This window comes from Thauera sp. 63, from assembly GCF_000310165.2.
In the GTDB taxonomy this organism is placed as follows: Bacteria; Pseudomonadota; Gammaproteobacteria; order Burkholderiales; family Rhodocyclaceae; genus Thauera; species Thauera humireducens.
Genome location: NZ_AMXC01000015.1, coordinates 16,558 through 39,408 on the forward strand (window position 1 = coordinate 16,558; position 22,851 = coordinate 39,408).

Below are 22,851 nucleotides of genomic sequence, written 5' to 3' on the forward strand. Positions count from 1 at the left end.
TGAACGAGGAGATTAGGATGATCAAGAGCTCACATGACCGTGGTGTTCAAGTTATCGAGCTGAGCCGACCGGATAAGAAGAACGCCTTTACCGGGGCGATGTATCACCAGCTGCGCGAGGCATTGGTCGCGGCCGATGCGGATCAGTCCGTCAGTGTGATCCTGCTCACGGGGGCAGGAAACGCCTTCTCAGCGGGTAACGACCTCGAGGACTTCCTGAATTCCCCCCCGGAGAGTGTGGATGCACCGCCCTTCCGATTCCTGAATGCACTCGCCCAGGTCAAGAAGCCAGTGCTTGCAGCGGTCAATGGACTCGCGGTCGGGATTGGCGCCACGATGCTGTTTCACTGCGACCTGGTTTTTGCGCAGGACACCGCACGCTTTTCGTTTCCGTTCGTTGCACTGGGGCTGATCCCGGAAGGGGCATCCAGTCTGCTCCTGCCGCGACTCGTCGGTCACCAACGGGCATCCGAGATCCTTCTTCTCGGCGACCCGCTGTCCGCCAATGAGGCGCAGGCGATTGGTCTCGTCAATCGCGTCATCGCAGAGCAGCCCGTGCTGGATTTCGCCTTGGCGCAGGCGATCCGTCTGACACAACTGCCCCAGGGTGCCGTGCTCCGTACCAAAGCCTTGCTCAAGCATCCCGACGAGGTTCTGGGACGCATCAATCTGGAAGCCGAAGCTTTTGTGATGCGGGCGAAGAGTTCAGCCGCCCAGGAGGCGTTCGCGGCATTCGTGGAAAAGCGGAAGCCGAATTTCGCTGGTCTGGACTAAGCAGAACGCTCTTCACCTTGACCGAATGTCCGACGCCAGTCCCTCGGGCTCACCTGAAAGCGCTTCCTGAAGTGAATCGCCCCGGGTTTTGAGGAGGCTCCAACTCTTGAGAAGATGGAGCCATGAACAAATCATCGAAGTTTTCACCGGAAGTGCGTGAGCGCGCTGTGCGCATGGTGCAGGAACACCGAGGCGAGTACCCCTCGCTGTGGGCGGCGATTGAATCGATCGCCCCCAAGATTGGCTGCGTGCCGCAGACCCTGCATGACTGGGTCAAGCGCGAGGAGATTGACGGTGGCCAGCGCGATGGGCTGACGAGCAGTGAGCGCGAGCGCCTCAAGCAACTGGAGCGAGAGAACAAGGAGTTGCGCCGTGCCAACGACATCCTCAAGGCGGCGAGCGCGTTTTTCGCCCAGGCGGAGCTCGACCGCCGTTTGAAGAGCTAAAGCACTTCATCGACCAACACCGTCACACGTTCGGGGTCGAGCCCATCTGCCGGGTTTTGCAGATGGCCCCGTCCTGTTACTGGCGCCATGCGGCACGCCGACGCAACCCGCAGCTCCGCAGTCGCCGCGCGCGGCAAGACGACAGCCTGGCAAACGAGGTCCAGCGCGTGTGGCACGCCAACTGGCAGGTCTATGGTGCAGACAAGGTCTGGCTGCAGATGAACCGTGAGGGCATCCGGGTGGCCCGCTGTACGGTCGAGCGGTTGATGAGGCGCTTGGGGCTTGAGGGGGTACGTCGTGGCAGGAAGGTCCGCACGACGCTTCCCGACGCCTCGGCGCCCTGCCCACTGGACCGGGTCAATCGGGTGTTCAAGGCCCGCCGCCCCAATGAGCTGTGGGTGTCGGACTTCACCTACGTTTCGACTTGGCAGGGGTGGTTGTATGTCGCCTTCGTCATCGACGTGTTCGCCCGGCGCATCGTGGGCTGGCGCGTCAGTCGCACCATGCAGACCGATTTCGTCCTCGACGCGCTGGAGCAGGCTTTGTACGAACGGCGGCCCGATGCCAACGGCTTGGTTCATCACTCGGACCGAGGCGCTCAGTACCTGTCCATCCGCTACTCCGAGCGGCTGGCTGAGGCCGGCGTGAAACCGTCGGTGGGCAGTCGTGGCGACAGCTACGACAACGCACTGGCCGAGACCATCAACGGCTTGTACAAGACTGAGCTGATTCACCGCCGCGCGCCCTGGAAGAGCAGGGAATCGGTGGAGTTGGCCACCCTGCAGTGGGTGCACTGGTTCAACCACACCCGACTGCTCGAGCCGATTGGTTATATTCCACCGGCCGAAGCTGAGGCAAACTACTTCCGGCAACTCGCCGAGAAGACAGAGACCGCAGTCTTAACTTAAACCAACCGGCCTCCTCGAAACCCGGGGCGATTCAGAAGTGCTGCCGGAGGGACACTGGGGTTTGAAACCCCACGACATCAGAAATTTTCTCCACTGGCAGCGATGTGCTTTCAAGCAGTTCGCGGGCTCGCTGCAAACGCTCATTCACCAGCCACTCGACCAGCGTCATGCTGGTCGCTTTGCTGAAGTGACGCGTGAAGGTCCGCCGACTCATCGATGTGCGCGCTGCCAGATCCTCAACGGTGTGCTGCTTGGCGATGTTTGCGCGCAAGTAGTCGAGAAGCCGATTGATCTGCGCATCTTGCGTTGAAAACGCCATCGGTTGCTCGATGAACTGCGCCTGACCACCCTCCCGGTGCGGCGGTATGACCATCATTCGCGCGACTTTGTTGGCGACTTTCGAACCGTAATACTTCCGCACGATATGCAGGCAACAGTCCAGCCCGGCGCCCGTGCCCGCGGAAGTGATCAGGCCGTCCTCTTCGACATAGAGGGCGTTCATATCGAGCTTTACGCCCGGGAAACGTTTGCCGAAGTCCTGTTCGCCCATCCAATGCGTAGCGGCCCGCTTGCCGTCGAGCAGTCCGGCGTAAGCAAGGGCATAGGCGCCATAGCATAGACCTACGACGTCGGCACCCCGTGCATGTGCGCGTACCAGCGCATCGACCAGATCGGATTGCGGGGGAGTGTCCAGGTCGTGCCAGCTTGGCACCACGAGGATGTCTGCCGTTTCCGTCAGCTCCAGCCCGCCGTCCGGCACCACCGTAAGCGCGCGTTCAGCCTGCAGCGGTTGACCACCTGGCGCAATGACCTTCAAGTCGAACAGGTGTCCTTCTGCCAACTCCATGCTAAAGACCATGAGTGGCACGGCAAAGTGGAACGCACTGGTCCGAGGGGGAACGATCAGAGCAACGACAGGAACGGGTTTTGACATGGCGCGATGGTGCTCGGCGCAATGGCCCAAAAGTTTCGATAGATGACCTGTAGGCCAATTTTATGGCAGGCGCAGCTTGCCCACAATGCAGCTTCCGATCAACGTCGTCTCTGGAGCACCAACATGCAGCCCATAACACTCTTTCGTAGCATCGCGCTCGCACTGTCCCTCGGGGTAGTGGGTATATCGGCGCACGCAGCCGCCGAGGTCTCGACGCCGACCACGGCAGCGGCGCAGATGCAGCATATCCGCAACGCCACGTCGAAAATCAGCTACGCGGGCAAGGTCTTCCTGATCGACCCCATGCTGGCGAAAAAGGGCGCCTATCCGGGCTTTGAAGGTACGGTTCGCAGTCATCTGGCCAATCCGCTCGTCGAGCTTCCCATGCCGGCGCAGGATGTGCTGAAGGGCGTGGATGCGGTGATCGTGACGCATACGCATCTCGACCATTGGGACGGTGGTGAGCACCAGTTGATTCCAAAAAGCATGCCCTTGTTTGTGCAGAACGAAGCCGACGCCAAAATCATTCGTGCGCAGGGCTTCACCGATGTTCGAGTCGTTGGCGAGAACACCGTTTTCGAGGGCGTTCGCCTGACGAAGGCTGGCGGCCAGCACGGCACGAATGAGATGTATGCCGAAAAGCCGCTGGCCGAGCTTTTGGGTGAGGCCATGGGCGTCGTCTTCCAGGCGCCGGGCTCGCCCACCGTCTACCTCGTCGGCGATACCATTTGGCGCAGCGAGGTCGAACAGACCTTGGCCAGCTTCAAACCCAGCGTGGTCATCCTGAACGCAGGCGACGCTCGTCTGGTCGGTTTCCCCGGGTCAATCATCATGGGCAAGGACGATGTCCTCCGCGCGTATCGCGGCGCGCAGAACGCGACCATCGTCGCCGTCCATATGGATGCGATCAATCACATGACCTTGAGCCGCGAGCAACTGCAGGACTACGTCCAGCAGAACGGCATCGAGGATCGCGTCCGGATTCCCGCTGATGGCGAGATTCTGAAGTTTTGATCCATGGCGTCCCATCCCGATCGGGGTGGACGCTCCTTGATCTTGTGGAGCGGATTCCTGAAGAGCGCGGTGATCGTAGCCAGGAATCGTAAGCGCGCGAGGTTGAAGCGGCTGTTGTAGCGCGCACTGAAGCCGCTTCCCAGTAGGGAAGTGAATGGCCGTTGTGGTCGATCATTGGGGATCGAGCAGGCCGCTTTCGGAGTGGAGCTGACCTTTAAGCGTCAGCTCTTCGGGTCAGGTGACGGTCTGGTCATGGCCGATAGTGCGCTCTCACCCATCGGTGGTATGCCCGTCTCCCGTTATTAACTGAATCGCACCGGATCGGGGCCTCTTCTCACCTTTCGGACGACGACGGTTCCGGCGAGTTTGTCGTGCCATCCTTGTTTCTTCCGGTCGAAGGCAACCCAAAGGATGCCCAGGAATAGCGGAATGATGGAGACGTAGTAAGCAAGGTAACGGCCGACGAGTTGGCCGGCAGAAGCGGGTTGTCCGGTTGTTGCGTCGACAATCTGAGCCGAGATGGCCATTTTGTCGGGCGTGGCTTGCTTGATGATCCAGAATGCGATGACTGCGATGGCGGGCAGAACCCACGAAATCAGGAAATCGGCCGGGCCTGCCACGAGACCTGTTTGCTCACCATCGAAGTACGCCCATCCGTAGATACTGATTAGCGCGGGAAAGGTGATGACCATGATGAGGAGGGTGTCGATCAGCGCGGCGCCGGTTCGCGCCCAGAATCCTGCGTACTCCAATTCAATCGTGTTCAATTTTTTGTTTCCTGGTTCGGGTGATTAAGGCGGGCGTCGTGGGCATGAAGTTTCATGCGGTGGCAATCGCGTTCAATACAAGTCCGCGCGATGACAGCCATGCAATTCCGGGAGCCGCTGGCCGCTCTTGAGAGCGATTCGCGAGCGTCCGAAACTTACGAATTCAGTCGTCCCGCGTACGAAGGCGGCAGTCCCCAAACGTACAGACCGTATGTACGAGACGACCATCGGAGCAACGGGCCTCGTAGTAATTGGTGTTGTGCTGCTGCTTGAACTTGAAGGGAAGCCGTGTAGCGTGGCAACCGGCGTTCGCTAAAGCGAGTTGCGCATTCTCTGCCTCCTTGTCGTCAGGAAGCACAGAACCCTCTACCACGTCCTTCTGCATGGGAAAGGGCGCGGTGGTGGGACTACGGCCGGTTCGGGGCGCATCGTCTCCTGTCCCCGTGCATTGGAATTCCTTGGTGACCATCCATTGTGCGCAACCGCTGAATCCGCCGAGTTTGTTGCATTGACGGGTGGTGCCGCCAAAGGCTTCCGCTCCGGAGTACCCCCAGGTCTTGCATCGTTGAGCTGCGAGTCTTACGGCTTGCGATTCGTTGAGCTGGACAGTTTCGAGTTCCCCGAGCTCGTATGAGAGGCGCACCACGCCGTCTGCGCGACTTCCTCCTGTTGCGCTCCAGTCCTTAGTGACGGCACAGCCTGATAGCACCATCGCAAGCCCAAAAACCAACATTGTTCCTTTCATACAAGCTCCTACAGGTGCTTCAGCAGTTCGCAAATCGGCGTCCGTTGCCGCGTACCGGCATCGAGGTGCCATTGAGGCGGGGGGCAGGCACGGCCGAGATGATCAAGTCCGAGATCATGGCGATCTCGATGAGACCCGGTTCGCGCCGGGATCTGCGGCTTCTACGTGTCATGCCGTGATTATGCTTTGGGCAATGCTTCAGGTCATGGGCATGTTGCTTGCGGGTGCGACATAGTTCTCGGGCATGGCGTCGAGCAGGGTGAGGCCGGCGTCCGGTTTCGCATGCTGCCCGATCTGGCTCGGGGCCCGTCGGGACGGGGGAATCGGGCCGGTGTTAATATCGACTGACAGTTCATCGCGCAGGGCGAGAGGGAATGGAAAAACGTCTGGGCGATTTCCAGTTGCAGACCAGCCAGATCCGGCAGACGCGGGAGTTTCCGTTTTCGGACCGGGAGTTCCAGCAGGCGCGCCGGCTGATCTACCAGTTGGCGGGCATTTCGATGTCGGATCTGAAGCAGGATCTGGTGTATGGCCGGCTGGTGCGGCGTCTGCGCGCGACGGGGCACACGAGCTTTCAGGCCTATCTGGATTTCGTCGAGCGCGACCGCGGGGCGGAGCGCGAGGCCTTCATCAATGCGCTGACGACCAACCTGACGTCCTTCTTCCGCGAGCCGCATCACTTCCCGATTCTCGCCGACCATGCGCGCAAGCGGCCGGCGCACGAGCCGTTCCGGGTGTGGTGCGCGGCGTCCTCGACCGGCGAGGAGCCGTATTCCATCGCGATCACGCTGGCCGAGGCCCTGCCGACGACGCGGCGGGTGGAGATTCTGGCGTCGGACATCGACACGCAGGTGCTGGCGACGGCGCAGCAGGGTGAATATCCCTTGGTGCGCCTGAACGCGATGAGCGCCGAGCGTCGGAGCCGCTTCTTCATCACCGGCGCTGGCGTGCCGGCCGGCATGGCGCGGGTCAAGCCCGAGCTGATCGAGCGCATCCGCTTCAGCAAGATCAACCTGCTCGATCCCACCTGGTCGGTGCGCGGGCCGCTGGACGTGATCTTCTGCCGCAACGTGATGATCTATTTCGACAAGCCGACGCAGCGCAAGCTGCTGGAACGCTTCAAGCCGATGCTGCGCCCGGACGGCCTGCTGATCTGCGGTCACTCCGAGAGCTTCCAGCACCACGCCGACCTGTTCCGCAACCTGGGGCACACGGTCTATACGCCTGCCGGCCCGGTGCGCACTTGAACAGCGTCTTGAACAGGCCCGCGTTCTTGCGCATCGAAGGCGCCGATCGGCTGATCGCCATTGGCGCATCGACCGGCGGCACCGAGGCGATCCGCGAGGTGTTGAGCGGCCTGCCGGCGGATGCGCCCGGCATCGTGATGACGCAGCACATGCCCGAGCGCTTCACCAAGGCCTTTGCCGAGCGCCTGGACCGCCTGTGCGCAGTGCGGGTGAAGGAGGCCGAGCACGGCGAGCGCGTGCGCGCCGGCCACGCCTATCTGGCGCCGGGGCATTCGCACCTGGCGGTGAGCCGCAGTGGCACGCACTACGTGCTGGAACTGTCGAACGGCCCGCCGGTGAATCGCCACCGGCCGTCGGTGGATGCGCTGTTCCATTCGGTGGCGCGCGCGGCGGGCGGCAACGCGGTGGGCGCGCTGCTGACCGGCATGGGCAAGGACGGCGCGCTGGGCCTGCTGGAGATGCGCCGCGCCGGAGCCTTCACCATCGCGCAGAACGAGGTCTCGTGCGTGGTGTATGGCATGCCGCGTGAGGCGGTGGAGATTGGCGCCGCGTGCGAGACGCTGCACGTGCAGGCGATTGCGGCGCGCATCGTCGAGGCGCTGCGCAATCCGCTGCGGCGCTGAAGGCGCCCCGCGGCCTTTGCAAACTGCTCCGGTCAGGGGCAGCCGGTGCAGCCTTCGGTCTGGGCGTTAAGGAAGATGGCCTGGTCGAGGTTGGCGCCGGTGAGATCCGCATCGACCAGCGAGGCGCGGGTGAGGATGGCGCCCTGCAGGTTCGCTCCCACCAGCGAAGCGCCCTTGAGCTTGGCCGCGCGCAGGTTGGCGCGTTGCAGGTCGGCGTTGTTCAGGATGGCGCCGTCGAGCCGCGCGTTGGTGAGGTCGGCGTTGGCCAGCCGGGCGCTGGTGAGGTCGGCCTGATGCAGGTCGGCGTTCTGCAGCACGGCGTTGCGCAGGTCGGCATCGACCAGCTTTGCCTGGCCCAGGCGGGCGGCGCGGAGGTTGATGCGCGTCATCGAGGCGCCAGTGAAGTTGGTGCCGGTGAGTTCGGTGCTGGAGAAGTTGGCCTCGTTGAGCGTGGCGCCGCTGAGGTTTGCACCCGACAGGTCGGAACGGGTGAATTGCGAGTTGGCCAGATTGACGCCGGTGAGATCGGCGCCGTTGAGGTTGGCGTTGGTGCACAGTGTGCCGCGCCGGATGTCGCAGCCGCCCACGCTGCCCGCGCGCTGGGCGTGGGCGAGCAGGGGCAGGCACAACAGCAGCGCGACGATCAGGCCGGAACGGGATCGCATCGTCACGCAGACTCCGCCAGCAGTTGGTCGATGAGGGCGTGCAGCTTGGTGAAGTCGGGTTCGCCGAGGATCTTCTGCACGATCTCGCCACGCTTGTTGACGATGTAGGTGGTGGGCGTGAGGCGCACGCCTTCGAAGCTGCGCGCGATGCTGCCGTCGCGGTCGAGCACGAAGGTGAAGGGCAGGCCGCTGCGTTCGACATAGGCGGCGACCTGGGCCGGCGGGTCGTAGTCCATGGCCACGGCGACGGTCTCGAAGCCGCGCGCCTTGAACTTGTCGTGCGTGGCCTGCAGGCCGGGCATCTCCTTGATGCAGGTGGTGCAGGTGGTGGCCCAGAAGTTCACCAGCACGACCTTGCCGCGCAGGTCGGCGGTGCGGAAGCTCTGGCCCTGCAGGGTGTTGAAGGCCACGTCCGGGGCTGCCGGTTTCTGGGTGAATACGAAGGCGCCGGCAATGGCGAGCACGACGACCGCGACGGCGGCCAGGATCTTCATCTTCATGTCGGATTCCGGTTGGGCGGGATGCGCCGCGATTGTCCGTGAGCAGGCGCCGGATGTCACCCGTTGCGTTGGCCGGCGGATCGCGCATTTGCGGGGTTTGAGGCGGGGTGGCGGTGAAAGGTTCGATCTCGCAGCGCGTGCAATCGGCGTATCGTTGTGCACCTTGGGAACCGGAGTGCTCAAACTTGAGGAGAGCCTGATGCGTGCCATCTTTCGTGCTATTGCGATCCTGCTGGTGAGTGCGCCGGCGTGGGCGCTGGACCTGGGCAGCCTGAGCAACGCCGATGCGGCGGGCGGGTTGAAGGAGGCGCTGACCCAGGGGGCGGGCCGGGCGGTTGAAATGCTGGGCCGCGACGGCGGTTTCCTGAAGAACCCGAAGGTGAAGATTCCGCTGCCAGGCGTGCTGCAGCAGGCCGAGCCACTGCTGCGCATGGCCGGCCGCGGCAAGGACGTCGACCAGCTGGTGACGACGATGAACCGTGCGGCCGAGGACGCGGTGCCCGAGGCTAAGGCGCTGCTGCTGGCGGCGGTGAAGTCGATGACCGTGCAGGACGCCAAGGCCATCCTCACCGGGGGTGACGATTCGGTGACGCAGTACTTTCGCAGCAAGACGCAGGACGCGCTGACGCAGCGCTTCATGCCGGTGGTGAAGAAGCACACCGAGCGCCTGGCGGTGTCGACGCAGTACAACCAGCTGGCCGGGCAGGCGGCAGGTGTGGGGCTGGTGAAGGGCGAGGATGCGAAGATCGAAGGCTACGTCACGCGCAAGGCGCTGGACGGGCTGTACCTGATGATTGCCGAGGAAGAGCGCGCGATCCGCAAGAACCCGATGGGCGCGGCGGGCAGCCTGGCGAAGAAGGTGTTCGGCGCGCTGTAAGGCATTGCCGTGATGCAGATGTAAGGGGGCGCATCGTGCCGGCGTGATCGGCTAAACTTGCGCGCCAAGCCGCCCTGTCGGGCGGCTTCTGTTTTCTGGTAACGCCCCCGCCACGATGTCCGCCCTCCTCAACGCGCCCCAGCGCGAAGCCATCCGTTATCTCGACGGCCCCTGTCTGGTGCTGGCCGGCGCCGGCAGTGGCAAGACGCGGGTGATCACGCACAAGATCGCGCACCTGATCAACGAGTGCGGCCTGAACCCGGGCAACATCGCGGCCATCACCTTCACCAACAAGGCGGCCAAGGAAATGCAGGAGCGCGTCGCCCACATCATGGGCGGCCGGGCGCCGAGCGGGCTGACGGTGTGCACCTTCCATGCGCTGGGCGTGCGCATCATCCGCCAGGAGGCGGTGCATTGCGGGCTGAAGCCGCAGTTCTCGATCCTGGATGCGTCCGACACGGTGCAGATCGTGTCCGACGTGGCGGGCGACAGCGACAAGGGCATCGCCAAGCAGATGCAGTGGCAGATCTCGTCGTGGAAGAACGCGATGATCACGCCCGAGGAAGCCGCGCAGCTGGCCGACAACGAGATCGCCTCGGTCGCCGCCAAGCTCTACAAGGAATACGAACGCACGCTGCGCGCCTATCAGGCGGTGGATTTCGACGACCTGATCTCGCTGCCGGTGCGCCTGTTCGACGAACATCCCGAGGTGCGCGAGCGCTGGCAGAACAAGCTGCGCTATCTGTTGGTGGACGAATACCAGGACACCAACCGCGCCCAGTACCGGTTGCTGCGCCTGATCTCGGGCGTGCGTGGCGCCTTCACCGCGGTGGGCGACGACGACCAGGCGATCTACGCCTGGCGTGGCGCCGACGTCGAGAACCTGCGCCTGCTGCAGCAGGACTACCCGAAGCTGAGGGTGATCAAGCTCGAGCAGAACTACCGCTCGTCGCGCCGCATCCTGGAAGCCGCCAACACCGTCATCGCCAACAACGAGAAGCTGTTCGACAAGCGGCTGTGGTCCGAGCACGGCACGGGCGAGCAGATCGTCGTGACCAACTGCCGCGACGCCGATCACGAGGCCGAGTGGGTGGCTACCAAGATCGCCGCGCACAAGTTCGAGCACCGCACGCGCTTCAAGGACTACGCCATCCTGTATCGGGGGAATCACCAGGCGCGCATCATCGAGCAGCAGTTGCGCAACAACCGCATCCCCTACGTGATGTCGGGCGGGCAGAGCTTCTTCGACAAGGCCGAGATCCGCGACCTGATCGCCTACCTGCGCCTGCTGGTGAATGAAGATGACGACCTCGCCTTCATCCGCGCCATCACCACGCCGCGCCGCGGCGTCGGGCCGACCACGCTCGAGGCGCTGGGCGGCTACGCCGGCCGTCGTCACATCAGCCTGTTCGCGGCGGTGTTCGAGGAAGGGCTGACCCAGCACCTGAACGCCAAGCAACTGCACGGCGTGCAGGAGTTCGCCGGCTTCATCAATCGCCTGCAGTACCGCGCCCCGCGCGAACCGGCGGCACAACTGCTGGAGGATCTGCTGGCCGCCATCCAGTATGAAGCCTGGCTGTTCGAACACTGCAGCACGCGCGAGGCGGAATCCAAGTGGAACAACGTGCGCGACTTCGTCGGCTGGCTGGGGCGCAAGGGCGAGGAGGACGGCAAGAACCTGGTCGAGCTCACCCAGACCATTGCGCTGATGTCGATGCTGGACAAGGAAGACCCGGATTTCGACGGCGTGCAGATGGCGACGCTGCACGCCTCGAAAGGGCTGGAGTTTCCGCACGTGTTCCTGATCGGCGTGGAGGAAGGCTTGCTGCCGCACCAGAGCAGCATCGACGAGGACAAGGTGGAGGAAGAGCGCCGGCTGATGTACGTCGGCATCACACGGGCGCAGCGCAGCCTCAACATCACCTGGTGCGAGCGCCGCAAGTCGGGTCGCGAGTTCCGCCTTTGCGAACCGAGCCGTTTCATTGCGGAGATGGGCGACGACATCAAGATGAACGACCGCAAGACCGCTGCGCCGGTGTCGAAGGAAGAGGGCAAGGCGCGCCTGGCGAATCTCATGGCGATGTTCGAATCGCGCGAGAAGGGCGGCTGACGCCTTGCCGAGGCGCCATTGCCGCGGGGCGGACAAAGAAAAAGGCAGCCGAGGCTGCCTTTTTGCTGCGAGCGTTCCCGCAAGCGGGGCGGTCGATTACTGCTCGACCGGGGGCTCGGTGAAGTTGGCGCCAGCGGTGTTGGCCAGGTAGGCCACCGCGCGCTTCACTTCGGTGTCGGTCAGGTCGCTGCCACCACCGCGCGGGGGCATCGCGTTCTTGCCGGCGATGGCCGACTTGGTCAGGCCGTCGTGACCCAGTGCCAGGCGGGGTGCCCAGGCGCCCGAATCACCGGTCTTCGGTGCGCCGACGGCGCCGGAGTCGTGACAGGCGGCGCAGATGGCCTTGTAGATCTGCTCGCCGGTGCGGGTGCCCGGGGTGATCTTGACGGCCTGGATCTCGACGCGTGCAACTGGCTGGATGAGGGTGGCGGTCAGCTCGGGATCGACCGAGCTCTGCTTGCCACAGCCGGCCAGCGCTGCGGCTGCGACCATGGCGACAACAGGCGTTGCGAAGCGGGTGAGAGCGCGATGGTTCGACATGCTCGAGTCCTTTGACTTGTGTTATGGCGCAAGGCGAAAGCCGCGATTATAGCGGGCGAAAAACCATTGTGGCAGCGCGGCATGGACTTTGTATGCGGCGCACTATATGCTTACGCGCCTTACGTGAGTGCCCTTGGCGCCACGGCACGCGCCCGTAGCTCAGCTGGATAGAGTACTGCCCTCCGAAGGCAGGGGTCGGACGTTCGAATCGTCTCGGGCGCGCCAAACAATTCAATGGGTTAGGTCTTAACGGGCCTGGCCCATTTTCTTTTTGGCCCACGCTTGGCCCATTTTTGGCCCATCCTTGGCCCTCGTCCTGGCGGGCCATCACCTGAGGCCAGTGGTTTCGACCCTTGCTTCCCTGGCCCGGCATCACCGCCCAATTGACCGCTACTTCTGGGCATCCCCTACGCCGTCGTCGTCGGCAGGCTTCAAGTTGGGTAGATGCTCGGCAAGCTGCTCAAGCCGGCATGCGAAGTAGTCGCACAGCTTGTCCAGGTTATCCGTCACGGTGCTGTAGCCCGGGTGGTTGGCGATTTTCGACAGGGTCATCCGGTTGATACCCGTCTGGGCCGCGACCTCCGTCATCGTGATCACGCGACGTTCCCGAAACTCCTTTTCTGCGATGAGCTCCTTGAGTCGGAACCTGATCATGTGAGCACCTGAGCCTGTTTTCTAACGGGTGATGAAAAATATTATCGCCTGATGTTGACGTCCTGCAAAGGTGTGATTAAATTTGTTATCAGGTGAGCTTAAATGTAGATCGCTGATAACCGATCAAATCAAGGAGGCTGTGATGTCGCTGACCTATCTAACCACCGACGAGCTCGCGGGGCTCATCAAGTACGACCCGCGGACGATCCGTGAGCGGCTGAAGGATTCGGTGCTCATCGAAGGAACACACTACATCCGCCCCTTCGGCGGCAGGAAGATCCTCTACATATGGGAGCACATCGAGCGCGATATGGGGCACACCTCGAATGTCTCCAGCTTCGCAATCCCGATGGCAAACGGCGGGGTGTGTCATGGGTAGCATTCGCAAGCATAGCCAAACGGGGTTCCTGTTCTTCGACTTTCGTTATCAGGGGGTGCGTTGCCGCGAGTACACCGCGCTCCCTGAGACTGCTCTGAACAAGAAGAAGCTCGAGAAGGTTCTGAGCGCGATCGAGGCCGACATCGCCGCCGGCACCTTCGACTACCGCCGCTTCTTCCCCGGCAGCAAGAACGCCGCGAAGTTCGATCCAGCCCCTGGAGGGATGGTCGGGTCGGCAACCGCTGCTGTGGTTGCGTTGCCGTCGGCGGCAGCCAGCGTCCCGAGCACGCCGCTCTTCAAGGACTTCGCCGAGACCTGGTACGCCGAGAAAGAGGTGGAGTGGCGTCGCTCGTACCGTACGACGATCCGCCGGGAGCTGGACCGCGCGCTGATCCCTAAGTTTGGGGAGAAGGAGGTCGGCCAGATCTCCAAGGCGGACGTCCTTGCCTATCGCGCCGAGCTCGGCAAAGCGACCGCGAAAGGCAAGCAAACCAAACTGTCTGCGGCAAGGATCAACAAGATGTTGAACCCGCTCAGGCAAATCCTCAATGAAGCGGCCGACCGCTTTGATTTTCGCACGCCCTTCGACAGCGTGAAACAGCTCAAGACGAAGCGCACCGACGTCGATCCCTTCACCCTCGCCGAGGTCAAGCAGATCCTCGACACCGTGCGGCCCGACTTCAGGCACTACTTCACCGTGCGCTTCTTCACGGGCCTGCGCACCGGCGAGGTCGACGGACTGCAGTGGAAGTACGTCGATTTCGACAACCGCCTCATCCTGGTTCGCGAGACCATCGTCGGTGGCGAGGAGGAATACACGAAAACCGACGGCAGCCAGCGCGACATCCAGATGAGCCAATTGGTCTTCGATGCACTCAAGGCGCAGTTCGAAGCCACAGGCAAGCTCAGCAAGTTCGTGTTCTGCAACCGGCTGGGGACACCGCTCGACCACAAGAACGTCACCAACCGAGTGTGGTACCCGCTGTTGCGACACCTCAACCTCAAGAAGCGCCGCCCGTATCAGTGTCGCCACACCGCGGCGACGTTGTGGCTCGCCAGCGGCGAGGCGCCGGAGTGGATCGCCCGTCAGCTCGGGCACACCACCACCGAGATGCTCTTTCGCGTGTATTCGCGTTACGTGCCCAACTTGACGCGGCGTGACGGCTCGGCCTTCGAGCGACTCATCACGCAGACCTTGGGCACGACCTTGCCGGTGAAAACCGGGCAGGACGAAAACACCGTGCCGGAAACCGAGTCGGTCGCCGAACAGGCCGATGAAGGAGAGCATCATGACTGAACAGCACCTGCCCATCCCTTCCGCTGCTCCGGACAACGTGGTGGCGAAGCTGCCACCGATCTTTCGTGTGGAATCGATCAGCCGTTTGCCGCTCGATAATCACTATGCCCTGAACCGCGCGGTGCTGTTTCACGAGCGCGCCAGCCTGATGGTCGAGTGGCCTTCGCGCAAGGTCGACGCCCGGCTCGGCGTCGGCAGCCTAGTGTCGATCCGCTGGCTTGGCAGGCCCGAGAGTCTGGGGGGTGCGGTACGCATCAGCCGCCTGGCGGTGCTCGAGCGCCCGGAAGCGAGTGTCGATCTGTTCCAGACGATTCCGACAGCCTGGGTGCAGGAGCGCACGCTGGTCAGTCGTGCCAGTGCGTTGTGGCATCGCTTGCCGCCACACTTCCAGCACTTGTTTAACGCCATCTTCTGGGACGCGTCGCGACTGCACCGCTACCTGCTCGGCGCGAGTTCGCTGAGAGGGCACCACAGCGGCGCGGACGGCAACCTCCGCCATACCCTGGAGGTGGCGGAGCAGGCGCTCAAGATGGCCGAGAACCAGGCGCTCGCCTGCCCGGACGTGCTCCTGATGGCGGCCTTGCTCCATGACGCCGGTAAAGCCGACGAGTACTGCCTGGGCGGTAGCGGCCTCGAGATGACGACGCGCGGCAAGCTCATCGGCCACCGCCACACCATCATCGAGTGGATCGCGGCGGCCGTCGCCAACGCCAGCGTCTGCATCCCCGAGCCCCAGTACGTCGGCCTGATCCATGCGCTCACGAGCGCACGCGGCGCACCGGAGTGGCTCGGGCTGCGTGAGCCCTGCACGCTCGATGCGATCCTGCTCTCGGCTGCGGACCGGCTCTCGGGGCAGATCGAGCTGATGGCGCGGCACTCGCCGGCCCAGGCAGGCTTCGGGCGCTTTCATCCCCACCTGCGCGGACAACCCTACGTGGTCGGAACAAGCGTCTGAAGGAGCGGGCGATGCCAGCGCCGGTAACGGGAATGTGAGCGCGTTCGGGGAGAACGAAGCCAGCAGGAGCGCTCACGCGCGCAGTCCATTAGCCACCGCGGTCCAATGTGGCTGCGGTGGCTTCTTGATTTTTTCCTGCCCTGCCCAGGCTGCCGAAAACAGACCGTATGCCCATGTTGTGACCGGTTAACGAAGGGCTTGGTGCCGTGTGAGACAATTTCGGCTGCGTGATTCACCTCGCGCTCTCCCCCTGCGCTCCGTCCGATGAAGCCTGACCTGCAGCCTTGAATTCGCTGTAGACCTTTTCCCAATCAACATTCGAGAAAGCAAGTTTCACCGACACCCACGATTTGGCCCCATGCACCTGCTCCGAGGAAGAACGAAAACCGCATTATCAGTTAATTACGGACAAGTTCTTACTGAGCACGTGCGCTCTTCCAGAGGGAGAGCCGGCCCGCTCCCGATCTCCAAAGTCGAGGGTGCGGGTCGGTCAAATATGACGATTAGGGACGTGCTGAACAAATCATGTTCAAGTACCCGCGGACCGATTTTGAGGGCGTATCCGTGACGGCCTCTCGAGTTCGATGGCATTTGATGCTTCAGGTCGAGTCGGCCCTGGGCCGTTCCCCTCCGCTTTCGCACCTTGGTGCCCCCTCAGGACGCACCTCGGGCATAGAGCGCCAACAACGGTCGGCGCGCCAGGAACAGATTGGCCAGACCGAACAGCGAGAACAGTTGCGCTTCGTTCTTCGCCAGCCCACGGTAGCGGGTCTTCTTGTGCTTGAAGAGGTTCTTGATCACATGGAACGGGTGCTCGACCTTGGCCCGAATGCTCGCCTTGGCGCGCTCGAGCTGCTCAAGCAGCTTCCCCAGCCGGTTGGCTGGCAGCGCCTTGCGCTTGCTGCGCTTCAGTGCGATGTGCCAGCTCACCGGGGTGTCGCGGTTCTCTTCGCGTTTGTCGGCACCCTGGTAGCCCGCATCACCGAGCACCTCCGTCTCCTCGCCGTGCAGCAGCTTGTGTGTCTGGCTCACGTCGCTTACGTTGGCCGCCGTCGCCACGACCGCATGCACCAACCCGGACTCGGCATCGACGCCGATGTGCGCCTTCATCCCGAAGTACCACTGGTTGCCCTTCTTCGCCTGGTGCATCTCCGGGTCGTGCGCCTTGGCGCGGTTCTTGGTCGAAGGCGCTGCGGCGATGATCGTCGCGTCAACGATGGTGCCTTCGCGCATCATCAGCCCCTTGTCTGCCAGATGCGACTTGATCGCCTCGAAGATCTTCTGGGTGAGCCCGTGCGTCTCCAGCAGCCGACGGAACTTCAACAGCGTGGTCGCGTCGGGCGCCGCCTCGCGGGCCAGGTCGATGCCGACGAAGGCGCGGATCGACTGGCTGTCGTAGATGGCGTCCTCGATCCCTTCATCCGACAGACCGAAGCACTGCTGAGCAACATACATCCTCAGCATCCGTGCCACCCCGATCGGCGGACGGCCGCGACCGCCACCCTTCGGATAGAACGGTTCGATCTCTGCCTCGAGCGCCGACCACGGCGTCACCGCTTCGATCTCGGCCAGGAAACGGTCGCGCCGCGTCTGCTTCTTCTTCCCGGCGTACTCCAGCTCGGAAAAGCTCGATTGCATCGATTGAGGTCTCATCGTGGCTCAGCAGCCGCTATTGTCTCAAGAGCATGCCAACTGACGGGTGCCGCTGGGCGAATAAATCAGCGTTGCCTTAGTGTGAAACGAATGCGTGCCAGAACGATGGTATATATGTGTTCGGCTGCGGTGGTCGTGCAAGCGGGTGAGGCGAGTGCGCCGTTTAGTGCGTGGATGCGAAAAGACCCTAGAAAGGCGCTAGGTAATGCTCTCGAGGGTTTCGCGCACGACTGTGTGCCGCAGACTACCAATACGCTCGATCTCGACCTCCACAACATCACCCACCCTAAGCCAACGCGGTGGCTTAAACCCGGCCCCGACCCCACCGGGTGTTCCGGTGAGGATGACGTCACCGGGCTCGAGCGTCATGACATGCGAAAGATGCTCGATTTGATCGTAGCAGTCGAAAACCAAGTGCTTGGTATTTGAATGCTGACGCACCTCGCCATTGACCCGGCAGATGATGTCGAGCGCATGTGGGTCGCCTACCTCGTCGGATGTTACGAGCCACGGACCAAAGGGGGCGTGCGTATCAAAAGACTTTCCAAGCATGAACTGAGAAGTACTCAGCTGCCAGTCCCGGACGCTGACATCGTTTGCGGCACAGTAGCCAAAAATCACGCCCGCTGCCTCAGACCGTGAAACATGCCGACAGCGTTTGCCTATCACGAAGGCCAGCTCCGCTTCGTAGTCCAGCTGTTCGGATACTGTAGGTAGTTCGATGGATCCCATCGGCGCATTGGTCGCGGTAGGCATCTTTGCGAACCAGACCTGGTTGTCAGGCTTCGGCATCCCCGATTCGGCAACGTGATCAGCGTAGTTCAAGCCGATGCCCAAGATTTTTCCGGGGCGGGGAATTGGCGCCAGGAGCTGCACCGCCTCTAGGGTGAAGTCAGCCGGTTGCGCCGCGATGCGCTCGAGCTGCGGCCGATAGGTGTCCCATGATTCGATTATGTCGACGATGCCCAGGGTGTCGTTATGGTCAAGATGTTTCGCAACGTCGACGATCCCACCCGCAACGACCATACCCACCCGCTCTCTTCCTTCCGGGTCTCGAAATCTTGCAAGCTTCATTGCGTTTTTCTCCGGGTTGTCCCTGTTTGTAGGGCGAACGTACTATTTTCGTCAGAAATCCTCTCGGACTCTGGTCGGTCAGCGGCGATCTTGCTTTGCTGACCTTGCGGGAATATGGGAATTTTGCGGTTCTTCAATCTTCTCGCAGCTGCGCAATTAACCTTGTCTGCCTGTGCCTGGACGGCCCTTGGGTGCGATGCCCACGTTGCCAGAGGTTGATTCTCTTCATGCGGAGTCAGGGAACGCTGCCGGCATCTATCTGCATGTCGGGATGATCAATACACAGGCGACTTGAGGATACGCACCCACCGCAATTTCTGCCGTTTCCAGCAAGGGGCGCTAAGCCTCGAGGTGATCCGCAGCGTAGCCTCCGATCGACTGTCGGGGGGCGTTTGAGGTTTGAGTGTGTGCGAAGAGCATTCTGAGCAAGCTCCAACCCGATCGGTCCCTCTAAAACTGGAGAATCTTATGGCTAAAGGAACGAGCCCCGCGGATCGGGGAGAGGGAAGTGGGTCGGAAATTGTGCCGAAGAAGCTAGCTCATGTCGTGATACGTACCGCCCGATTTTCGCAAATGCTCGAGTGGTATCGAACGGTCTTCCATGCGAAAACTTCGTTCGAGAACGGCGTTATCGCTTTTCTTACCTACGACGATGAGCATCACAGAATCGCTTTGCTCAACACGTCCCAGCTTAAGGCCCCGGAACAACAGTACACGGGTGTTGATCACGTCGCCTTTACGTATGGAAGTCTCCAGGACCTACTTGCCACCTACGAGAGGTTGAAGGGTAAGGGCATCCAGCCGTTTTGGTCCATCAACCATGGGCCGACCACGTCGATGTATTACCGGGACCCCGACGGCAACGAGCTCGAACTTCAGGTGGACAATTACGACGACATTCACGAAGCTGCCAAGTACTTCTACTCTGATGCCTTTGCTGCCAATCCGATCGGTGTCGATTTCGATCCGGACCTTCTCCTGGCAAAAATGCGCTCCGGTGAACCTGTTTCCGACCTGCTGCGCCAAGGGGCGGCGCCCGTGCCCGCGGGGAGTGAGTATGTCTATTCGAAATTGGCTCCACCGCCGGGCAGTCGATAAACGACATAAAGACCCGAGTAATGGGATGAATCTTCCTGCTGCGGGTAACGAAAAATTCCACAGGGCATTCCGGATTCTGGCGCGTTCAAGAATACGCAGAAACGTGTTAGCAAACGCGTTGAGGGAGTGGCATTGCCATTGTTTGGGTTGGGTTATTCCTCAAGTATGAGCATTGCCTAACTTCGGCGCTGTTTGGTGGATGAGTCCGTTACAGGGAGGGGCAGGGCAGTCTGATACTTGACCTGCTTAAGCGCAAAACTCGATCGAATGTTTGCGACACCAGGGATTTTCGACAGTTCATCGACGATAAACCGCTCGAGAGCCTGGACATCTGGGACGACGACTCGGATCAGGTAGTCGGCATCACCCGTCATCAGGTAGCACTCCATTACCTCCGGGTAGCCCCGTATCGCCTCCTGGAACACCTCCAGGCCGCTTTCGACTTGCCGTTCGAGGCGAATCTGGATGAAAACGCTGACGCTCAGGCCGAGTTGTAGCGGGTCGAGCAAGGTTACATAGCGACTGATCAGGCCGGATTCTTCCAAGGCACGCGTTCGGGCGAGGCAGGGAGAGGGTGATAGATGGACTCGAGCAGCGAGTTCGACATTGGTCAGTCGGGCGTTCTCCTGAAGGGCGGACAAGATCCGGATATCGATTGCATCAAGACTACGAGACGGCATGATGTGCCTCATAAAGTGTAATTTGCAGCATAAAAGTCCAAATATAGCAGGGGTGATGGCTAAATGCGGAAGCACATTGCGCTGCTTCGCCGATAAGCTTCTTCCCGTCTGAAGGAGATAGAAATGGGTGACCAAGAGGAAAATATGACGAACGGACCTGCCGCTGCAACGGTGGCCGATATCGACGGGGAGGAAACCCGGGAGTGGCTGGATTCGCTGGAGGCCGTGGTGCGCGACGCTGGTCCCGAGCGCGGCGTGTTCCTGCTCCGCCGGCTGGATGAGCAGGCCCGCGAATTGGGTATCGTCGCGCAAGTACAGCCATATTCTGCATATCGAAACACGATTCCACTCGAACGACAGGGGCAGTACCCCGGCGATCTCGCCATAGAGGAGCGGATCACCTCGATCATCCGCTGGAACGCGCTGGCGATGGTGGTGCGCGCGAATCAGGCTTATGGTGAATTGGGCGGGCATATCGCCAGCTACGCTTCAGCCGCAGAAATCTTCGAGGTCGGATTCAATCATTTTTTCCGGGCGCGTGACGAAGCGTACGGAGGCGACCTCGTTTTTTACCAGCCGCACTCTGCTCCGGGTGTGTATGCGCGTGCCTTTCTTGAGGGACGGCTTAACGAAGAGCACCTCGCCAACTATCGGCAGGAGGTCGGTGGTAAGGGGCTGTGTTCGTACCCGCATCCGTGGCTAATGCCGGATTTCTGGCAGTTCCCGACGGGCTCGATGGGGCTTGGGCCGATAAGCGCGATTTATCAGGCCCGGTTCATGCGTTACCTTGACCACAGGGGCGTCGCCGACACAGCCGAGCGCCACGTTTGGGGGGTGTTCGGTGACGGTGAGATGGATGAACCGGAGTCGATCGCTGGTCTGACTCTCGCTGCACGCGAGAAGCTAGACAACCTCACCTTCGTCATCAACTGCAACCTGCAGCGCTTGGACGGACCTGTTCGCGGAAACGGCCAAATCATCCAGGAGCTCGAGTCCTTGTTCACCGGGGCGGGCTGGAACGTGATCAAAGTGATCTGGGGATCCGACTGGGATCCACTGTTTTCCCGCGACGGGAATCACGCGCTGCTGCAGCGCTTCGCACAGACGGTGGACGGACAATATCAGACCCTTGGCGCGAAAGACGGTGCCTATAACCTGTTGCACTTCTTCCAGAAGGATCCGGAGGTGCAGGCGCTGGTCTCTCACATGTCCGATGCTGAGATTGACGCGCTCAAACGTGGCGGTCACGATTTCCGAAAACTATATGCGGCCTTCGCCGCAGCGAAAGCCCACAAGGGGCGTCCGACGGTAATTCTGGCCAAGACCAAGAAAGGTTACGGCATGGGCGGGGCCGGGGAGTCGCGCATGACCGCGCACCAGGCCAAGAAACTCGACGTCGATGCGCTCAAGGCTTTCCGCGACCGCTTCGCCTTGCCGCTATCGGACGAAGACCTCGCTGAACTGCGTTTCTACCGTCCGGCCGAAGACAGCCATGAGATGCGTTACCTGCGCGAGCGCCGTGCGGCGCTGGGCGGCTACATGCCGGCACGGGTGTGCGCAGCGGAAGTCACCACCGTGCCTCCGCTCGCCGACTATGCGCGCTTTGCACTGGAGGCCGACGGCAAGGAGATGTCGACCACCATGGCAGTGGTGCGCATGTTCGGTAACTTGCTCAAGGACAAGGAGCTGGGGCCTAAGGTCGTGCCGATCGTCGCCGACGAAGCACGCACCTTCGGCATGGCCAACCTGTTCCGCCAAATCGGCATCTATTCGCCTGTTGGTCAGCTCTACGAGCCGGAGGACGCGGGCTCGATGCTCTATTACCGCGAGGCGCGCGACGGGCAGCTGTTGGAAGAGGGGATCACCGAGGCTGGTGCGCTGTCCTCCTGGGTCGCGGCGGCAACCTCTTACAGTGTGCACGGCAAGCCCATGCTGCCGTTCTACATCTACTATTCAATGTTCGGATTCCAGCGCGTGGGTGACCTGATCTGGGCGGCGGCCGATCAACGGGCGCGCGGTTTTCTTCTCGGTGCGACTGCCGGGCGCACGACGCTGGGCGGGGAAGGGCTGCAGCACCAGGACGGCACCAGCCATGTGATCGCCGCCACGGTGCCGAACTGTCGCGCCTACGATCCGGCGTTTGCGGGCGAGTTGGCAGTGATCGTCGATCACGGCATGCGCCAGATGATGGAGCGGGGGGCGGACGAGTTCTACTACATCACCGTGATGAACGAGAACTACCCCCAGCCGTCGTTGCCGGTTGGTGTGGAAGAGCAGATCGTTCGCGGGATGTACCGCTTCTCGCACACAGAGGCTGCAGGGGCACGAGGAAGGGTGCGGCTCCTGGGCTCCGGAACGATTCTGCGCGAGGTTATCGCGGCAGCCGAATTGCTTGCGGCGGACTGGCAGGTGTCCAGCGAGGTCTGGAGTGTTACCAGCTTCAGCGAACTTGCCCGCGAGGCACGTGAGGTGGAACGTTGGAACCGCTTGCACCCTAATGAGACTCAGCGGGTCAGCCACCTTGACGCTTCTTTGCCAGGCAAAGAACTGATTGTTGCCGCTTCTGATTACGTTCGTGCTTGGCCTCAGCTAATCGCTTCCTACGTCGACGGGCGCTTTGTCGCGCTGGGTACGGATGGCTTTGGCCGAAGCGATACGCGAGAAGCGCTGCGAGGATTCTTTGAGGTCAGCCGTCAGCAAGTCGTACTCGCTGCCCTCGACGGGCTGGTTCGCGACGGACTGTTGCCCCGCAGTGTGCTTGGAGAGGCCATCGACCGCTATGGCATCGATGGCGACCGGCCGGCGCCCTGGGTTGTGTAGCGGGTCGTCTCCTCCCCCGCGGGTGCGCTCCGAAAGAGCGATTTATCCGGTCCGCAGACGCGGGCCGGACCTTTCTCAGAGAAGATGACAAG

At 61.9% G+C, this 22,851-nt stretch carries 22 protein-coding genes, 1 tRNA gene and 1 other annotated feature; of the genes, 13 read left to right on the forward strand and 10 right to left on the reverse strand.

All coding sequences use genetic code 11. The features are described from left to right. Positions 1-17 precede the first annotated feature (17 nt). Both C664_RS13065 and C664_RS13075 read left to right on the forward strand, forming a co-directional pair. On the forward strand, positions 18-773 hold the full coding sequence (locus tag C664_RS13065) for an enoyl-CoA hydratase (protein ID WP_038011787.1): 756 nt from the start codon (positions 18-20) through the stop codon (positions 771-773). A gap of 122 nt (positions 774-895) precedes the next feature. Beyond that, positions 896-2,127 (forward strand): IS3 family transposase gene (locus C664_RS13075; protein WP_443080617.1). Its coding sequence is split into 2 segments (ribosomal slippage): positions 896-1,187 and positions 1,187-2,127, totalling 1,233 coding nucleotides; the frame shifts between segments, so codons are not numbered across the junction. After that, positions 1,174-1,290: a sequence feature (AL1L pseudoknot), on the forward strand. (Overlaps the previous gene by 117 nt.) A gap of 31 nt (positions 2,128-2,158) precedes the next feature. Here C664_RS13075 and C664_RS13080 read toward each other — a convergent pair. Further along, the gene (locus C664_RS13080) at positions 2,159-3,061 is read right to left on the reverse strand and encodes a GlxA family transcriptional regulator (protein ID WP_004261243.1); all 903 of its coding nucleotides are present in this window, start codon (positions 3,059-3,061) and stop codon (positions 2,159-2,161) included. Positions 3,062-3,184: 123 nt separating this feature from the next. Between C664_RS13080 and C664_RS13085 the strand changes: the two genes are divergently transcribed. Then, positions 3,185-4,075 carry an MBL fold metallo-hydrolase gene (locus C664_RS13085; protein ID WP_038011788.1) on the forward strand — a complete coding sequence of 297 codons (891 nt, stop codon included), beginning with the start codon at positions 3,185-3,187 and terminating at the stop codon, positions 4,073-4,075. 302 nt (positions 4,076-4,377) lie between these two features. Here the strand turns inward: C664_RS13085 and C664_RS13090 are convergent, their stop codons facing one another. Both C664_RS13090 and yecR read right to left on the reverse strand, forming a co-directional pair. Next, a complete protein-coding gene (locus C664_RS13090; protein ID WP_004261251.1) occupies positions 4,378-4,842 on the reverse strand; it encodes an RDD family protein in 465 nt (154 codons plus the stop codon). A gap of 163 nt (positions 4,843-5,005) precedes the next feature. After that, positions 5,006-5,587: a YecR family lipoprotein gene (yecR, locus tag C664_RS20350; RefSeq protein ID WP_083483093.1), complete on the reverse strand. Its 582-nt coding sequence runs from the start codon at positions 5,585-5,587 to the stop codon at positions 5,006-5,008. A gap of 374 nt (positions 5,588-5,961) precedes the next feature. Here yecR and C664_RS13100 point away from each other — a divergent pair, with 374 nt between their 5' ends. Together C664_RS13100 and C664_RS13105 are read left to right on the forward strand one after the other, a co-directional pair. Continuing rightward, positions 5,962-6,834 carry a CheR family methyltransferase gene (locus tag C664_RS13100; RefSeq protein ID WP_004261257.1) on the forward strand — a complete coding sequence of 291 codons (873 nt, stop codon included), beginning with the start codon at positions 5,962-5,964 and terminating at the stop codon, positions 6,832-6,834. A gap of 8 nt (positions 6,835-6,842) precedes the next feature. After that, positions 6,843-7,457, forward strand: coding sequence for a chemotaxis protein CheB (locus C664_RS13105; protein WP_157354140.1), 615 nt, complete (start codon positions 6,843-6,845; stop codon positions 7,455-7,457). A gap of 32 nt (positions 7,458-7,489) precedes the next feature. Here C664_RS13105 and C664_RS13110 read toward each other — a convergent pair whose 3' ends face one another. Both C664_RS13110 and C664_RS13115 read right to left on the reverse strand, forming a co-directional pair. Then, positions 7,490-8,122, reverse strand: a complete 633-nt coding sequence (locus C664_RS13110; RefSeq protein WP_004261262.1) for a pentapeptide repeat-containing protein — start codon at positions 8,120-8,122, stop codon at positions 7,490-7,492. A gap of 2 nt (positions 8,123-8,124) precedes the next feature. Continuing rightward, positions 8,125-8,622 carry a TlpA family protein disulfide reductase gene (locus C664_RS13115; protein WP_004261265.1) on the reverse strand — a complete coding sequence of 166 codons (498 nt, stop codon included), beginning with the start codon at positions 8,620-8,622 and terminating at the stop codon, positions 8,125-8,127. 199 nt (positions 8,623-8,821) lie between these two features. Between C664_RS13115 and C664_RS13120 the strand changes: the two genes are divergently transcribed. Both C664_RS13120 and C664_RS13125 read left to right on the forward strand, forming a co-directional pair. Beyond that, entirely contained in the window at positions 8,822-9,499 is a 678-nt protein-coding gene (locus tag C664_RS13120) for a DUF4197 domain-containing protein (protein ID WP_004261268.1), read from the forward strand. Between the two features lie 115 nt (positions 9,500-9,614). Next, positions 9,615-11,609 (forward strand): UvrD-helicase domain-containing protein, encoded by a 1,995-nt coding sequence (locus tag C664_RS13125; RefSeq protein ID WP_004261272.1) that lies wholly within the window; start codon positions 9,615-9,617, stop codon positions 11,607-11,609. A 96-nt stretch (positions 11,610-11,705) separates the two neighbouring features. Here C664_RS13125 and C664_RS13130 read toward each other — a convergent pair whose 3' ends face one another. Continuing rightward, entirely contained in the window at positions 11,706-12,149 is a 444-nt protein-coding gene (locus tag C664_RS13130; protein ID WP_004261276.1) for a c-type cytochrome, read from the reverse strand. Between the two features lie 148 nt (positions 12,150-12,297). Between C664_RS13130 and C664_RS13135 the strand changes: the two genes are divergently transcribed. After that, a tRNA-Arg gene (locus C664_RS13135) sits at positions 12,298-12,374 on the forward strand. 165 nt (positions 12,375-12,539) lie between these two features. Here C664_RS13135 and C664_RS13140 read toward each other — a convergent pair. Then, positions 12,540-12,803 (reverse strand): helix-turn-helix domain-containing protein, encoded by a 264-nt coding sequence (locus C664_RS13140; protein WP_004261279.1) that lies wholly within the window; start codon positions 12,801-12,803, stop codon positions 12,540-12,542. A 142-nt stretch (positions 12,804-12,945) separates the two neighbouring features. On the opposite strand from C664_RS13140, the gene C664_RS13145 reads away from it, so the two are divergent. Genes C664_RS13145 through C664_RS13155 form a run of 3 tightly spaced genes read left to right on the forward strand, consistent with a single transcriptional unit; the run spans position 12,946 to position 15,434 of the window. Further along, on the forward strand, positions 12,946-13,182 hold the full coding sequence (locus C664_RS13145) for a hypothetical protein (protein ID WP_004261282.1): 237 nt from the start codon (positions 12,946-12,948) through the stop codon (positions 13,180-13,182). Then, positions 13,130-14,479 carry an Arm DNA-binding domain-containing protein gene (locus tag C664_RS13150; RefSeq protein ID WP_232435105.1) on the forward strand — a complete coding sequence of 450 codons (1,350 nt, stop codon included), beginning with the start codon at positions 13,130-13,132 and terminating at the stop codon, positions 14,477-14,479. The genes C664_RS13145 and C664_RS13150 overlap by 53 nt, the downstream gene beginning before the upstream one ends. Beyond that, positions 14,472-15,434 (forward strand): HD domain-containing protein, encoded by a 963-nt coding sequence (locus C664_RS13155; RefSeq protein WP_004261288.1) that lies wholly within the window; start codon positions 14,472-14,474, stop codon positions 15,432-15,434. Before C664_RS13150 ends, C664_RS13155 begins: the two co-directional genes overlap by 8 nt. A 654-nt stretch (positions 15,435-16,088) precedes the next feature. On the opposite strand, the gene C664_RS13160 is transcribed toward C664_RS13155, so the two are convergent. Together C664_RS13160 and C664_RS13165 are read right to left on the reverse strand one after the other, a co-directional pair. Continuing rightward, entirely contained in the window at positions 16,089-17,072 is a 984-nt protein-coding gene (locus tag C664_RS13160; RefSeq protein ID WP_004261291.1) for an IS5 family transposase, read from the reverse strand. 213 nt (positions 17,073-17,285) lie between these two features. After that, positions 17,286-18,161: a fumarylacetoacetate hydrolase family protein gene (locus C664_RS13165; protein ID WP_038011791.1), complete on the reverse strand. Its 876-nt coding sequence runs from the start codon at positions 18,159-18,161 to the stop codon at positions 17,286-17,288. A 468-nt stretch (positions 18,162-18,629) separates the two neighbouring features. Here C664_RS13165 and C664_RS13170 point away from each other — a divergent pair, with 468 nt between their 5' ends. Beyond that, positions 18,630-19,259 carry a VOC family protein gene (locus C664_RS13170; RefSeq protein ID WP_051019145.1) on the forward strand — a complete coding sequence of 210 codons (630 nt, stop codon included), beginning with the start codon at positions 18,630-18,632 and terminating at the stop codon, positions 19,257-19,259. Between the two features lie 176 nt (positions 19,260-19,435). Here C664_RS13170 and C664_RS13175 read toward each other — a convergent pair whose 3' ends face one another. After that, a complete protein-coding gene (locus C664_RS13175; RefSeq protein WP_038011793.1) occupies positions 19,436-19,939 on the reverse strand; it encodes an Lrp/AsnC family transcriptional regulator in 504 nt (167 codons plus the stop codon). Positions 19,940-20,083: 144 nt separating this feature from the next. Between C664_RS13175 and mdeB the strand changes: the two genes are divergently transcribed. Beyond that, positions 20,084-22,759 carry an alpha-ketoglutarate dehydrogenase gene (gene mdeB, locus C664_RS13180; protein ID WP_038011810.1) on the forward strand — a complete coding sequence of 892 codons (2,676 nt, stop codon included), beginning with the start codon at positions 20,084-20,086 and terminating at the stop codon, positions 22,757-22,759. Positions 22,760-22,851 lie beyond the last annotated feature (92 nt).